This window comes from Acidihalobacter yilgarnensis, from assembly GCF_001753245.1.
GTDB classification, from domain to species: Bacteria; Pseudomonadota; Gammaproteobacteria; order DSM-5130; family Acidihalobacteraceae; genus Acidihalobacter; species Acidihalobacter yilgarnensis.
Genome location: NZ_CP017415.1, coordinates 2,247,680 through 2,262,076, shown reverse-complemented (window position 1 = coordinate 2,262,076; position 14,397 = coordinate 2,247,680). Strand labels below are relative to the sequence as shown.

Annotated in this window: 14 protein-coding genes; 4 read left to right on the top strand and 10 right to left on the bottom strand. The window is 58.0% G+C overall.

All coding sequences use genetic code 11. From position 1 onward, the window contains the following. Position 1: 1 nt before the first annotated feature. On the top strand, positions 2 to 1,339 hold the full coding sequence (locus BI364_RS10815; RefSeq protein WP_267887957.1) for a D-amino acid dehydrogenase: 1,338 nt from the start codon (positions 2 to 4) through the stop codon (positions 1,337 to 1,339). A gap of 41 nt (positions 1,340 to 1,380) precedes the next feature. Here the strand turns inward: BI364_RS10815 and BI364_RS10810 are convergent, their stop codons facing one another. From BI364_RS10810 to BI364_RS10790, 5 genes are all read right to left on the bottom strand, one after another. Beyond that, positions 1,381 to 1,935, bottom strand: coding sequence for a hypothetical protein (locus BI364_RS10810; protein ID WP_070078747.1), 555 nt, complete (start codon positions 1,933 to 1,935; stop codon positions 1,381 to 1,383). 25 nt (positions 1,936 to 1,960) lie between these two features. Continuing rightward, entirely contained in the window at positions 1,961 to 4,726 is a 2,766-nt protein-coding gene (locus tag BI364_RS10805) for a valine--tRNA ligase (RefSeq protein ID WP_070078746.1), read from the bottom strand. A gap of 259 nt (positions 4,727 to 4,985) precedes the next feature. Then, positions 4,986 to 5,849 (bottom strand): hypothetical protein, encoded by an 864-nt coding sequence (locus BI364_RS10800; protein WP_070078745.1) that lies wholly within the window; start codon positions 5,847 to 5,849, stop codon positions 4,986 to 4,988. Then, complete coding sequence (locus tag BI364_RS10795; RefSeq protein ID WP_070078744.1) at positions 5,846 to 6,280, bottom strand: DNA polymerase III subunit chi; 435 nt, start codon at positions 6,278 to 6,280, stop codon at positions 5,846 to 5,848. Before BI364_RS10795 ends, BI364_RS10800 begins: the two co-directional genes overlap by 4 nt. A gap of 16 nt (positions 6,281 to 6,296) precedes the next feature. Then, positions 6,297 to 7,796, bottom strand: a complete 1,500-nt coding sequence (locus tag BI364_RS10790) for a leucyl aminopeptidase (RefSeq protein WP_070078743.1) — start codon at positions 7,794 to 7,796, stop codon at positions 6,297 to 6,299. 107 nt (positions 7,797 to 7,903) lie between these two features. Between BI364_RS10790 and lptF the strand changes: the two genes are divergently transcribed. Further along, complete coding sequence (gene lptF / locus BI364_RS10785; protein WP_070078742.1) at positions 7,904 to 9,001, top strand: LPS export ABC transporter permease LptF; 1,098 nt, start codon at positions 7,904 to 7,906, stop codon at positions 8,999 to 9,001. Further along, the gene (gene lptG / locus BI364_RS10780) at positions 8,998 to 10,065 is read left to right on the top strand and encodes an LPS export ABC transporter permease LptG (protein ID WP_070080021.1); all 1,068 of its coding nucleotides are present in this window, start codon (positions 8,998 to 9,000) and stop codon (positions 10,063 to 10,065) included. The genes lptF and lptG overlap by 4 nt, the downstream gene beginning before the upstream one ends. Here the strand turns inward: lptG and BI364_RS10775 are convergent. Next, a complete protein-coding gene (locus tag BI364_RS10775) occupies positions 10,015 to 10,497 on the bottom strand; it encodes an RDD family protein (RefSeq protein ID WP_233279498.1) in 483 nt (160 codons plus the stop codon). The genes lptG and BI364_RS10775 overlap by 51 nt on opposite strands. Positions 10,498 to 10,679: 182 nt before the next feature. Here BI364_RS10775 and BI364_RS10770 point away from each other — a divergent pair, with 182 nt between their 5' ends. Then, complete coding sequence (locus BI364_RS10770) at positions 10,680 to 11,522, top strand: hypothetical protein (protein WP_070078740.1); 843 nt, start codon at positions 10,680 to 10,682, stop codon at positions 11,520 to 11,522. An 87-nt stretch (positions 11,523 to 11,609) separates the two neighbouring features. On the opposite strand, the gene dapE is transcribed toward BI364_RS10770, so the two are convergent. From dapE to dapD, 4 genes are read right to left on the bottom strand one after another with little or no spacing between them, the layout of a single operon-like run. After that, positions 11,610 to 12,758, bottom strand: a complete 1,149-nt coding sequence (gene dapE / locus BI364_RS10765) for a succinyl-diaminopimelate desuccinylase (protein WP_070078739.1) — start codon at positions 12,756 to 12,758, stop codon at positions 11,610 to 11,612. A 16-nt stretch (positions 12,759 to 12,774) separates the two neighbouring features. Continuing rightward, positions 12,775 to 13,125, bottom strand: coding sequence for an ArsC family reductase (locus BI364_RS10760; RefSeq protein ID WP_070078738.1), 351 nt, complete (start codon positions 13,123 to 13,125; stop codon positions 12,775 to 12,777). After that, positions 13,122 to 13,538: a YccF domain-containing protein gene (locus tag BI364_RS10755; protein WP_070078737.1), complete on the bottom strand. Its 417-nt coding sequence runs from the start codon at positions 13,536 to 13,538 to the stop codon at positions 13,122 to 13,124. Before BI364_RS10755 ends, BI364_RS10760 begins: the two co-directional genes overlap by 4 nt. A 26-nt stretch (positions 13,539 to 13,564) precedes the next feature. After that, positions 13,565 to 14,386, bottom strand: a complete 822-nt coding sequence (gene dapD / locus BI364_RS10750) for a 2,3,4,5-tetrahydropyridine-2,6-dicarboxylate N-succinyltransferase (protein WP_070078736.1) — start codon at positions 14,384 to 14,386, stop codon at positions 13,565 to 13,567. Between the last annotated feature and the right edge of the window lie 11 nt (positions 14,387 to 14,397).

The following is a 14,397-nucleotide window of genomic DNA, read 5'->3' as shown; positions in this document are numbered from 1 at the left end:
TTTGAAATGCCCTGATGTCGGTGCAGCCGCCACTCAGGCATACATTCCGCCCTGGACACGCAATTCGAGACGCAAGGGAGACAGCATGAAGGTCCTGATCGTGGGTGCCGGCGTCATCGGCGTCACCAGTGCTTGGTATCTGCAACGCGCCGGCCATGAAGTGACCGTGGTGGAACGTCAGTCGGGCCCGGCCCTCGAAACCAGCTTTGCCAATGGCGGTATGGTTTCCTGGGGCTACGCGACACCCTGGGCTGCCCCTGGCGTTCCGCTCAAGGCTCTGCGCTGGCTTTTCGATCCCGATGCCCCGCTGGTGATGCGCTGGCGGAGCGATCCTGCGCAGTGGCGTTTTGTTGCTGACATGCTGCGCAACTGTTCCGCCGAACGTTATGCGATCAACAAATCACGGCTGTTGCGCCTAGGCCGCTACAGCCATACTGCACTGATCGAATTACGCGAGACCTTGGGTCTACGCTACGACGAGGGTGCCGATGGTACCTTAGAGCTATTTCGCGATCCTTCGCAGATGGCGGGCCTCGACAAGGAACTGGAATTGCTCGCCGAGGCCGGTATTCCCGCCCGCCGCATGTCAGTCGAAGATTGCCTGCAGGTCGAACCTGGGCTTGCGCGCGTACGTGAGCGCTTGGCCGGTGGGCTGAGCTTTCCCGGCGACGAGATTGGTGATTGCCGTAAATTTACCGAAACGCTGGCTGGACATTGCGTGGCCGCCGGCGTCGACTTTCGTTATGGCGTGAATGTGGCCAGCGTACGCGCCGCGGCCGGGCGTATCGAGGGTATCGACACCGACCAGGGGGTGGTGACGGCCGATGCCTACGTGATGGCCGCCGGTAGTTATGCCCCAGGTATGTTGGCACCGCTGGGTATCCGGTTGCCGGTGTTCCCAGTCAAAGGGTATTCGCTGACGGCGCCCATTATCGAACCCGAGGCGGCACCTCGCTCGACCATGATCGACGAGGCGCGCAAGGTGGCGATTACGCGCCTCGGCGACCGCCTGCGCGTGGCCGGGATTGCCGAGTTGGCGGGTTTCGACCTGTCGCTCTCAGAACAGCGGTATGGCGTGATCGAGCGCGTCGCGCGGGACTGGTTCCCCGATGCCGCAGATCTGAGTCAGGCCGAATACTGGTGCGGTCTGCGCCCGATGACCCCTGACGGCCCGCCGATCATCGGTCCCACGTCATACGATAATCTGTTCCTTAACAACGGCCATGGCACGTTGGGCTGGACCTTGAGCTGCGGGTCGTCGCGCCTGCTGGCCGATCTGATATCCGGTCGGACACCCGAGATCGATCCGGATGGCCTGACGTTCGCCCGCTACGGTTGAGGGGTTAGGTACTCTGCTGGAGCCCGGTTCTGGCCATCGTGTCAATGCATGTCCAGCTTGCCGAGTTCTTCGAGTACGGCAAGCAATAGCGACTCGCCCTGTGCACTCATGCCCTTGGCGAGTATTTCGGGATTGCGTTCACCATCGACCAATCGGCGCATGATGCCGCCCATTCGCCCCATATCGCCACCGACCTTGGTCATCTGCTCGGCCATCCCCGAAAGTAGCTGAAGTGCTTGCACGTCGCCGCGTCGGCTAGCGTGAATCATGGCGGCCAGGCCGGGGGCCGCGAGCACCGGGTCGGGTTTGGCATTTGGGTCCGGTAGGGTGGCTGGGTCCTGTAGACCACGGAGGATGGCTTCCACGATCACGCTATCCTCTTCGTCGAGCCCGGCCAAGAGGCTGAGTTCGCGGACACCCTCGATAATGCGCCGGATGGCGGCAACCAATGCACCCCAGCCGTTCTCGGCACTGACGCGGAGCACCTCGTCGAGCGGCGCACGTAGCGCCGGATTCTGAGCCGCACGCACGACGTTGACGATGAGCGCGGCGTGGGTCTGAATGATCTGCTCGTGTTGTGTCGGCAATGTGCTCATCGAGTCCGTCTTCCTTATCCGCGTCTCAAAGGGCCTGGATACGCGCCGCCTGCTCACGCAGCTGCGCGAGCGCGGTATCCATGTCCCGAACCCGTCCGCGCTCCTGTTCGACGACCGCTTCGGGTGCTCGCGCCACGAAATTTTCGTTGGCGAGCTTTGCCTGACACTGAGCGAGTCCATTTTCCAGTTTGGCGATTTCCTTGTTCAGGCGCGCGAGCTCGGCTTCTTTGTCGATGAGCCCTGCAAGCGGAATCAACAGGCGGGTGTCGCCTAGCAGCGCAGTGGCGGCCTCGGGTGCGGTCTCGTCGGCACTCAGCCATTGCACATCGGACAGGCGTGCGAGTGAATCGATGAAGCCGCGGTGTGTTTTGTAACGTAGCTGTTCGATCTCATCGTGTCCCTGCACCAGTACCGGCACCGGGCGTCCAGGCGCGATGTCCATTTCCGAGCGGATACGGCGGATCGAGAGGATGAATTGTTGGACCCACTCCATTTCGGCCTCCGCTGCGGCATCGATCAGTGTGGAATCACATTCTGGGTAAAGGCGCAGCAGGATGGTATCGCCGGTTTCCCCGGCCAGCGGCGCTACCTGTTGCCAGATTTCCTCGGTGATGTAAGGCATGATCGGATGGATCAGGCGGAGGACAGCCTCCAGTACGCGGACCAGTGTGCGTCGTGTACCGCGTTGCGCGGTCACACTCGCGGTTTCGTCCGTCAGCACGGTTTTGGCGAGTTCGAGGTACCAGTCGCAGTAGATATGCCAGGTGAAATCGTAGAGCGCGCGTGCCAGTAGGTCGAAGCGATAGGCCTCGATCTGGGTGGCGGCCTCTTGCTCCAGGCGTTGCAGACGGGAGATGACCCAGTGATCGGCAAGCGACAGTTCGACCGGTGTGTCGCCGAGTCCAGTGTCCTGGGCCTCGGTGTTCATCAATACGTAGCGTGCAGCATTCCAGAGCTTGTTGCAGAAGTTGCGGTTGCCTTCGATGCGCCCGAGATCGAAGCGGATGTCACGTCCCGTGGTGGCGAGGGCGGCGAAGGTGAAGCGCAGTGCGTCGGTACCGAAGGCGGCAATGCCGTCGGGAAATTCCTTGCGTGTGGTGGCATCGATGCGCTCGGCCATGTGCGGTTGCATCAGCCCGCGGGCACGCTTGGCCAGCAGGTCTTCCAGCGGGATGCCGTCGATCAGGTCGAGCGGGTCGAGGACGTTGCCCTTGGACTTGGACATTTTCTGTCCCTCGGCATCGCGCACGAGGCCGTGCACGTAGACCTCGCGGAAGGGAACGTCGCCCATGAACTTGAGGCCCATCATGACCATGCGCGCGACCCAGAAGAAAATGATGTCGAAACCGGTGACCAGCACGCTGGTCGGATAATAGCGCTTGAGTTCGGCGGTGTCGTCCGGCCAGCCCAGTGTGGAGAATGGCCACAGGGCGGAGGAGAACCAGGTATCGAGTACGTCTTCGTCCTGACGCAGCGCAAGCGTGTCCGCCAGGCCGTATTTCTCGCGGACTTCGGCTTCCGAGCGCGCGACGTAGATGTTGCCGTCGGCATCGTACCAGGCGGGGATGCGATGCCCCCACCAGAGCTGGCGCGAGATGCACCAGTCTTCGATGTTGCGCATCCACTCGAAGTAGGTCTTGCTCCAGTTGTCGGGGATGAACCGGATGCGTCCATCCTCGACGGCACGGATGGCGGGTTCGGCCAGCGGCGCCGCCTTGACGTACCACTGATCGGTCAGATAAGGCTCGATGACGGCGCCGGAGCGATCTCCACGTGGCACCATCAGCTTGTGGTCGTCGATCTTCTCCAGTAGCCCCAATGCCTTCATCGCGGCCACCACGCGCTTGCGCGCATCGAGGCGATCGAGTCCCTGGAAGGCGTCGGGCGCCAGATCGTTGAGGTGCGCATCTGGGGTGAAAATATTGATGATGGGCAAGTCGTGCCGCTGACCTACGGCATAATCGTTGAAGTCGTGGGCAGGCGTGATCTTGAGGCAACCGGTGCCGAATTCAGGGTCGACGTACTCGTCGGCAATGATGGGTATCAGGCGGTCAGTCAGTGGCAGGCGAATGCTGCGCCCGATCATGTCCTGGTAGCGGGCATCGGCAGGATGCACGGCGACCGCCGTATCGCCAAGCATGGTTTCTGGTCGCGTCGTGGCAACCACCAGATAGCCGTCGCCTTCGGCGAGGGGGTAACGGAAGTGCCAGAGCTGCCCCTGTTCTTCTTCGGAGACGACCTCGAGATCGGAGATGGCGGTATGCAGCACCGGGTCCCAGTTCACAAGGCGCTTGCCGCGGTAGATCAGGCCTTCCTCGTGCAGGCGGACAAAGACCTCTTGCACCGCCTTTGACAGACCCTCGTCCATGGTGAACCGTTCTCGGCTCCAGTCCAGCGACGCGCCCATACGGCGTAGCTGGTGGGTGATGTTGCCCCCGGATTCAGCCTTCCACTGCCAGATGCGCTCGACGAAGGCCTCGCGGCCAAGGTCGTGTCGGTTCAGGCCCTCGGCGTTGAGCTGGCGTTCTACGACCATTTGCGTGGCGATGCCTGCGTGATCGCTACCGGCTTGCCAGAGGGTGTTGTCGCCACGCATGCGGTGGTAGCGGATCAACGTGTCCATCAGTGTGTCTTGAAACGCGTGGCCCATGTGCAGGGTGCCGGTCACATTTGGTGGTGGGATCATGATGCAATAGGGCTGACCCTCGCCCTGGGGCTTGAAATGGCCGCGTGCCTCCCATTGCGTATACCAGCGTTGTTCGATCGAGTGAGGGTCGTAGCTCTTATCCATGAGGTATCCGATGGGCATTCATTGCGAAGCGGGGATTATAACGGTGCCGGCAGAGGCTGCCGAGCGCTTGTGCCGAGTCAGTCGGGATTTTGGCGAATTTCCCGCATGACTGCCTCCGTAAGACGTTGTGCGAGTAGCGGCAATTCAACCTCCAATGCCTCAAGTATCGCCTTTTGGACCATTGCCTCGATAGCGTCCGTTTTGTCTGATTCGGATGTGGTCGGCGCACCGACAGACATTTCCAGTGACTTGAGTGTTGTCAGCGCCTCTTCGGTGGTCGACGTAGGGCTTGGCGGGATGGCGTGATCGGGGGAGGCTCAGCCGTGGCGAAGGAAAAATGGGTGTCGGATTGGGTCTGGTAGGTCAGCTTCGAGAGGGGGGTGCGCAATGCCCAGGGATCCTCTGGATCGAGCCCGGGTGCATCGATAGCCTGGAAGGCAATCTCGGTTGTGGATTCTGGTTGCTCGCCTTGAGCGCGGAAGAGGGGTCCTTGTAGATCCTCTTCTGCCAGTAACTGGAGGTGTTGGATCGGCCCGAGGCGAGGGCCTTCCGGTGCGATGTCTTTTCCATCAGGCTGGAAGCTGGGTTCGCGCCAGCGAGTATCGTGCCCCTCTCGGTTCGGTGTGGCAGCTAAGGGCGCATTAGTTGGTCTTGATGACGCTAATGCTGGGTCGTCGATGGTTTCGTTCTCGATGATCGGAGCGTTTGCTGGTAGCGCAGCGTCGTCTTCTCGCTCGATAAAGGGAAGCACGGGATCGTGACGGTATTCTATGTCTTCCAGCGCCGAAATCGGGGTGAAAGGTGCTGGCGCTGCAGGGGGCCGCGTGATGTCTTCGAGCCGATGAGGCGATGGCCGATCTTCAGTGTCGTCGATGTTTGACGATTCCGCGTCCGCGGAATCAGTCGATCGAAACTGAGGCTCGCGTCCATACGAGGCAGCAGCTCCCTGTTCATACGCTGTCAGCGAGGCGGCTTCAGTGGACAAGAACTGCGTCAAGCTGTTTTCCGGTAGGGGCTGATTGGGTGATTCGGCGTGCGTGACGTGCGTGGATTCGCTGGGCTGTTCCCCGGGAAAGACGAGGTCGTCTAGCGTGGGAATATCACGTGGGTCAGGGCGTTTCACGTCGTAAGCTCCAGCTGGTGATGCTGCAGCTCGCAGCCATGCTCCCGGTATAGACGATAATGCTTGCGACTGCGTGCCTTGCGGTCGGGGTCCTCGTCGACGATCTCGGCAACTTGGTCGAAGCAGTCGAATTGGCTGGGAACATCATCAGCCAAATTGATCAGCGCCATACCATCGGCAAGGGATTCTACGGTGTGTCCGAGCGTGATCGGATAATTGGGATCGGCCGCATGCGTGATCGCATGCGGCAGAAAACTCGCGTCTTCATGGGTCCACAACAGACGGTCGAGCAGGGCGCATTCCGCGGGGGTGGCCGCATGGATGTGCAGCCGCCGCAGACTGGCGAAGGCCTTGCCCGCCAGTCTGCATACCAACTGTAGACGGGCGACGGGTTCATCTGTGGGCAGCAGGTAGAAGTCAACGCGAGTCATCGTTCCCGGTCCAGTCTCAGTGGGCACTGGCTACCCGATCGAGCAGTAGTTGCAGCAGTAAGCCGACGGGACGGCCGGTCGCGCCCTTTTTGTCTCCGCTAACCCAGGCGGTGCCGGCGATATCCAGGTGCGCCCAGTGATAGGTTTTGGTGAAGCGGGCCAGGAAGCTTGCCGCCGTGATAGTGCCGGCCGAGCGTCCACCAATATTCGCCATATCGGCGAAATTACTCTTGAGTTGCTCCTGGTATTCCTCGAATAGGGGCAGTTCCCAGGCACGGTCGAAGCTGGTTTGACCGGCTTGGATGATTTCCTGGATCAAGGGTGGATGGTTGCCGAGCACGGCGCTGACCTGATGACCGAGTGCGACAATGCACGCGCCAGTGAGGGTGGCCATATCGACTACCGAGTCAGGATTGAAGCGTTCGACATAACTGAGCGCGTCACAAAGCACCAGCCGACCTTCGGCGTCGGTATTGAGGATTTCGACCGTCTGCCCTGACAGTGTCTTGACGATGTCACCAGGCTTACTTGCGCGTCCGTCTGGCATATTTTCCGCCGCGGCGATAACGCCGATGACGTTCAGTGGCAATTCAAGCTGGGCGCAGGCGCTGAGTGTGCCGAGGACGCTTGCAGCGCCACCCATGTCGTATTTCATTTCATCCATTTGTGCGCCGGGCTTGAGGGAAATGCCACCAGTGTCGAAGGTGATGCCCTTGCCGACGAGTACGATAGGGCGCGCACTTTTTTCGCCACCCTGATAGTTGAGAATGATGAGCTTGCCCGGTTCCTCGCTGCCACGGGATACGGATAGAAATGCACCCATGCCGAGTTTTTCCATGTCGGCTTCCTCAAGGACTTCGAGGCTCATGCGGGCATACTGTTTCTTCAGAGCCTTGGCCTGTTTCGCGAGGTGCGTCGGCGTGCAGATGTTGCCGGGGCGGTTCGCCAGGTCGCGCGCCAAGGTGATACCCGAGAGAAGTGCTTCACCGGTGCGGATGGATTCGACTGCTGTGGTGATATCTTCGTCCGGTCCGATCCAAAGCGCTAGGTTTCGCAGCGGGGCTTTGACTTTTTCTGCTTTGCTCTTGAATTCGTTGAAGGCGTAAAGCGCGATTCCGCTGTTGTAAGTGGCTTGGCGAAGCTTCCAGTCGAGATCGTGGCGGCCAACTTTCAGTGCGGGTAGGCAGGATACCGCTTGTTTAGCGCCCCCCTCGTTCAGCGTTTTTGCTGCGTTCTGGCATGCTTCGAAGTATGCGCGCTCTCCAAAATCGTCTGAATCGCCGCATCCGACCAACAGTAGGCGTTCCGCCAATAGTCCTGGTGGATCGTATAGATACTGGCACTGCCCCTTGTTGCCGCTGAAGTCTCCGCGCTTGAGCTGTTTTTGTAGCCAGCCGCCGGTCGCTTCATCAATCTGTTTGATCAAGCCAGCGTGCCGGTTCCCCGTAAAAAGTCCGAGTACGAGGCAAGGCGTCTTGATTTCATGCGTAGAGAGTGTGGTTGGCGAGAATTCCATGCGCGGGCTCCGGTATCCATTGGCAGGGTGCGGCGGTTTAATGCCGTTACGGTACCCGAGCTATTCTATGGCAAACTTGCGCAGTCTAAAAATTCCCGTCAATTCTCATGCGCATTCTTGCTCGATATCTTGCCATTGAAGTCCTTGTATCGCTGCTCGCGGTAGGATTCGTTCTTGGGCTGGTGATCATCGGAAGTACCTTTGTCCGCCTGCTGGGCTTGTCGGCCAGCGGCGCCTTGCCCGTCGAACTGTTGGCCTCGCTGGTTGCGGTCGAAAGCCTCAAGGCGATGATGTTGCTGATGCCGGTGGCGCTCTTCCTCGCAGTCATGCTGACATTCGGCCGTTTTTACCGTGATAGCGAAATGACGGCCATTCAAGCTGCAGGCGTGAGTCCTTTGCGGTTGTACGGAGGTCTGATGCTGCTGGGCCTGCCGATGGCTTTGCTATCCCTATACCTGATGCTCATGGCCTATCCCTGGGCTTCGCAGCAAAGTGTGGTCATACAGCACGAGGGACAGCAGCGAATGGATTTCGCTGGCGTTGAATCCGGTCGCTTCATGGGATTGGACGGTGGGCGAGTTGTTGCATTCGTAGCGAATTTGAGTGGCCAGGGGAAGCGGTTGGAGGATATTTTCGTGCATGCCGTCGATAATGGCGTGCCGGTTGTACTCAGTGCGCATTCGGGCACATTGCAAATTGAGCGCGACAAGGGACTTCGTGTGCTGTCGTTGATCAACGGCACGCGCTATGACGGGCATGCAGGATCTGCAAATTACAAGATTTTACAATTTGATCGTTATCAGGCGGTCATGCCTTTGGCCGCGATCCATCGGAGTGGCACGCTTCGCCGAATTGCGATGCCTACCTTGACCTTGTGGCGCCATGGAGGCGCAGCCGATTTGGCAGAACTGGAGTGGCGTCTGGCGATCCCGATTTCGACGTTGATATTAATCTTGCTGGCGGTGCCGATGAGTCATGTGCGTCCACGCCAGGGGCGTTATGGGCAACTCGTGTTCGGTATGCTGATTTATGTGGTATATGCCAATTTGATTTTGATTGCTAAAGCCTGGATGGAAAAAGGCATTGTCCCGGTCTGGATCGGTATGTGGTGGCCGCATCTGGTGATTCTGGCACTGGCCAGCTTGCTCTGGTGGCGCCGCGCGGGTTGGCGCTGGCCGGTGACAATCCGGCGTCGTGTGGCATGAGGCGTATCAATACCTATCTCATGCGCGCGGTAATCGGTGGTAGCCTGGTTGCGCTTTTGCTTTTGACGTTGTTGGATTGGGTATTCGCCTTTCTCGCGGAGATAGACAGTGTCGGGCACGGCCATTACGGCCTGGCTCAGGCAATTTTATTTACGCTCTATACCGAGCCGCAACGTATGTACACGCTGTTTCCGACTGCGGTATTGATCGGAAGTTTGCTCAGTCTCGGCAATCTCGCCGCACATAGCGAACTGATTGCTATTCGGGCCGTCGGTGTATCGGTTGCCGGGGTTGTGCGCGCCGCGCTTATGGCCGGAATTATCATGATTGTGGTGGCTTTGCCCTTCGGTGAATGGGTGGGGCCCGAAGCAGCTCGCATGGGACAAGCGTTAAAAGTTGCGGCTGAAAGTGGGCAGCAGGTTGTTCGCGAAGGTAGCGATATCTGGGCAAGGGATGGCGATCGCTATATCCATATCGACCATGCTTTGCCTGGGCGTCGACTCATGGGTATCAGTGTTTATACGATTTCACCGGTGGGACATTTGCGCTTGGCTTTACATGCGGCCAGCGCGCGCTATGGCGACAAAGCTTGGATGTTACATGATGTCCAAAAAAGTGTTTTCGATGATCCCGAGCGCGTGCAAGTCGAACAGTTGATGACGATGAAGACACCGGCGCTGATCTCGCCTCGACTTTTCGACTTGCTGGACACGCAACCCGGGGAGATGACGTTACCGGCTCTTGCACAATATGTGGGATATCTCAAGCGGAATCACTTGGATGCGTCACGCTATGAGTTGTCATTTTGGCAGCGCTTTACCACGCCATTGTCGGCGCTGGTCATGCTCATGTTGGCGATCCCGTTCGTTTTCGGTTCGCAGCGTTCAGGAGGGGCTGGTCAGCGGCTGTTCATCGGAATCGTCGTCGGAGTTGGTTTTTATTTCCTCAATCGCCTGAGTAACCAAGTGGGTTTGGTATTCGGGTTGGCCCCTTTGTTAAGTGCCATGTTGCCTTTAGGCCTTTTCCTTTTCGTCAGCTTGTTCGCGCTGCGACGGCTTCGATGAGGTGGCTGCGACCCGGATCAGTCGAGTGTGACTTAAAATGTCGTGCAGGCTTCGCTTTTCACGATCGACCAAGGACCATAAGAAACCACCTCCGAGCAATGCCCATGAGATTATGGCGCTGAAGAATCGAACGGTCGCGCGCCACCACCCGATGGGTTTTCCATCGTCAGATACCAAATGAATACCCCAGGCTTTCATGCCCAGCGTCTGTCCGCCATGTATCCAGAACCAAGCGAAAAATAGATAGATGACGTACAACAAGTAAAGTTGGTAGAGATGGTTTCCAGGTGTAATCGACTTGCCGTGAAGGAACGGAATCAGTAAGGCGTTCGCAACGATAAGTAAAGCGAACATCAATAGTCCGTCGTACGCGATCGAGAGTAATCTGCGTGGCAGACCTACGCGAATATCCATTTTTTTGTTCGGGTTCAATGGCATCTCTTCTATTGTTAGTGTGTGTCTGTGGCGATGACGAAGCGGCATTCGTAATGCCGGTTTCTTGGGTTGTCCCGCTCATCGGAGCAGAAAAACAGATAATCGGCGCTTGTATTGGAATGCCTTGAGAATATATTCTAGTATGATTGCATCACAATTGTTTAATAAGGGGAATTTGAATGTCGGTCGAAAACGTGGAAATGAATCAGCAGCCCGCTGGTAGTGAAGTCGTCGAACCTAAGGTGACGACGAACTCAGAGCCTGCATCGGCCGCGAGTCCGGCCGCGCCTGCCAAGAAAAAAACGGTTCGGACCAAGAAGACGGCGAAGACGGCTGTTAAGGCCGTCGATGGCACCAAGAAAAAGCGCAGCCCTGGCCGCCCGGCAAAAGCCATGATTGCGGATGCTGCTGATGTTGCCGCTGTTGCGTCGAAGAAGAAGCGTGGTCCGGGTCGTCCGCCGAAGGCTGCGAGCGCAGTTTCTGCCGTCGCTGCCGCGCCGAAGAAGAAGCGCGGTCCGGGTCGTCCGCCGAAGGCTGCGAGCGCAGTTTCTGTCGTCGCTGCCGCGCCGAAGAAGAAGCGCGGTCCGGGTCGTCCGCCGAAGGCTGCGAGCGCAGTTTCTGTCGTCGCTGCCGCGCCGAAGAAGAAGCGCGGTCCGGGTCGTCCGCCGAAGGCTGCGAGCGCAGTTTCTGTCGTCGCTGCCGCGCCGAAGAAGAAGCGTGGTCCGGGTCGTCCGCCGAAGGCTGCTGTTGTTCGTTCTGCAAACGCTACGAGCGCGGTGGAGCGTGATCGTGCGATTAAGGCCAATTTGAAGGAAAAGCTGGCGGAAGCCAAACTTGAGCTTGCAACTCTCAAGCTTGAACTGAAGGAAGTCACGAAACGCGAAAATGCATTGATGAAACTTTTTGAAATGCGTGAAAAGGTCGTTGCTAAGTTTGCGGAAGATTGGCAGGCACGCGAGTTATCCAAACTTCAGCAAGGTGCGGCCCCCAAGAAGCGTCGTGGCCGGCCACGTAAGGCATGATTAAACTGCCATCAGTTTGAATAAACCTGATGCTGGCAACAAAAAGGGCTCCGTAAGGAGCCCTTTTTTATAGATGGTGATGCCGCTTTAGTTATGGGAGTAAGGGAGCGAGATCAGCAGGTTTTCCAGTACGCGTTGGTAAATCAGGCTTAGGGTATCGAGCGAGCGGACATCGACGTGCTCATCGATCTGATGGATGCTTTGATTGACCGGTCCGAGTTCAACGACCTGGATGCCTAAAGGCGCGATAAAACGGCCATCGGATGTACCTCCGGCCGTTGAAAGCATGGCCGGCGCGTCGTTTACGGATCTCGTTGCTTCGCGTACCGCCTCCACGAGAGGACCGGCGGCCGTGAGGAAGGGTTTCCCCGAGAGCGTCCAATCGAGATCGAACGTCAGTCGATGGCGCTCGAGTATTTCGAGTACGCGCTTCTGCAGCATTTCTGAAGTGTTTTCGGTTGAGTAGCGAAAGTTGAATTCAACGAACATCTCACCGGGAATAATGTTGCCAGCACCTGTCCCCGCCTTGATGTTGGATATCTGAAACGAGGTGGGCGGGAAGTGTTTGTTGCCATCGTCCCACTTGGTTTGAGTCAGTTCGAGCAGTGCGGGCGCTGCTTCGTGAATAGGGTTGATGGCGAGATGGGGATAGGCGATATGTCCCTGCTTGCCATGGATGCGCATATATCCCGTCAGGGACCCACGACGCCCATTTTTGATGGTGTCGCCTATAGTGTCCGTGCTAGAGGGTTCGCCCACCAGGCACCAGTCGATCGATTCGCCGCGTGTCTGCAGGGTTTCGATGACCTTGACGGTGCCGTGTGTGGCGGGGCCTTCTTCGTCGCTAGTCAGTAACAGGGCAATGGAACCGGGGGCGTCGGGATGATCGATGAGAAATCGTTCGATGGCGGTAATCATGGCCGCGATGGAACCCTTCATATCCGCAGTGCCTCGCCCGTAGAGATTACCTTCGCGGATGGTCGCTTCGAACGGCGGTGTGGTCCAGTGTTCCAATGGACCGGTGGGCACGACGTCGGTATGTCCGGCGAAGCAGAATAGCGGATTTCGCTTGCCCCGGCGCAACCAGAGGTTATCGACTGAATTGAATCGCATATGTTCAGCAGTGAAGCCGAGCGGGGCCAGTCGTTGTGCGATGAGTTTTTGACAATCGGCATCATCAGGCGTGACGGATGGGCGGGCGACCAGTGCGCGAGTGAGTTCCAGCGTATCTGACATGGCTACATCTCTCAGTTCAGTCGGTCGTCAGGCGCGCATAGGCTTTTTCATCGAAGCCAATGAGCAATAAATCCGGGCCGGTGAGCACCGGGCGCTTGATCAATGTGGGATTGGCAAGTATGAGGGTTAGCGCATGTTCCCTATTCAAGCCAGCCCGCGCCGTATCCGACAGGCCTCGCCAGGTCGTGCTACGGCGGTTAATCAATGCCTCATGGCCTTTTCGATCAAGCCATGATTGAAGTAGGGCTGGGGCGAGCCCATCGACACGGAAATCGTGGAAGCGGTATTCGATGTTGCGCGTGTCCAGCCAATGACGCGCCTTCTTGACGGTGTCGCACGGTCGTATGCCATAGAGTGTGAGTGTCATATTGCATCATTCGGAACGATGGTTTTCCCGATGGGGAAGAGAGATATCTGGGCAAGCTTCATGTGTTGCAGCCCAAAAGGGATACCGATGATAGTCAGAAAACACAGCAGTGCTGCCATCAGATGCGCTATGCCTAGCCAGATACCGGCGAATACGAACCAGATCAGATTGCCGAGCAGGCCGAGTAAGCCGCTGCCGATATCGCTGCGCTGGAACAGTGCGCGCCGTTCTACGACTCGGTAGCCGAAGGGGAAAAAAGAAAATCGCCCAATCACGAAGGCCGCGCGTGCCCAGGGTATGCCAATGATGGAAATGATCATGATCGCGGCGGCAAACCACCAGGCCAGTCCCACAGCGAAACCACCCAGGATGAACCATAGGATATTGCCTAGCAGCAAGGGGAAATCGCGCATGGGACGGCTCTCCGGGGATGCTGAGGTCAAATGTCTCGCAACAAGGCGTTGATGCCGACTTTGGCACGGGTTTTTTCATCTACTCGCTTGACGATAACCGCACAGTAGAGGCTATAGCGCCCATCTTTTGACGGCAGATTGCCGGAGACAACAACCGCCCCGGCCGGCACGCGACCATAGAGAATTTCACCGCTCTCGCGATCGTATATTTTGGTGCTTTGACCGATGTAGACGCCCATGGAGATAACGGCACCTTCCTCGACGATGACGCCTTCGACGATTTCGGAACGGGCACCGATAAAGCAATTATCTTCGATGATGGTGGGGGCTGCTTGCAGCGGTTCCAGTACGCCGCCGATCCCCACCCCGCCTGAAAGATGAACGTTTTTGCCGATTTGCGCACAGGAGCCGACGGTGGCCCAGGTATCGACCATGGTCCCGGTGTCGACGTAGGCGCCGATGTTTACGTACGACGGCATCAATACGACGCCGGGTGCGATATATGCGCCTTTTCGGGCCGTGGCGGGTGGAACGACGCGCACGCCGCCTTCTCGAAATTCACGCGAACTGATATCTGCGTATTTAGACGGCACCTTGTCGTAGTAATTGGTGAAACCGCCCTTGATGAAGTCGTTGTCCCATATTCTGAAACCGAGCAGTACTGCTTTCTTGAGCCATTCGTTCACGACCCATGTGCCGTTGCGTTTTTCCGCTACGCGCAATGTGCCGGCATCGAGCTGATTGATAGCGCCGATGATGGCGTCCTTGACGTGGGTTTCCACGGTGCGCGGTGTGATTTCCGCGCGCCGCTCAAAGGCTTCTTCGATGATGTGTTGAATATCTGACATGGTGAATCTCC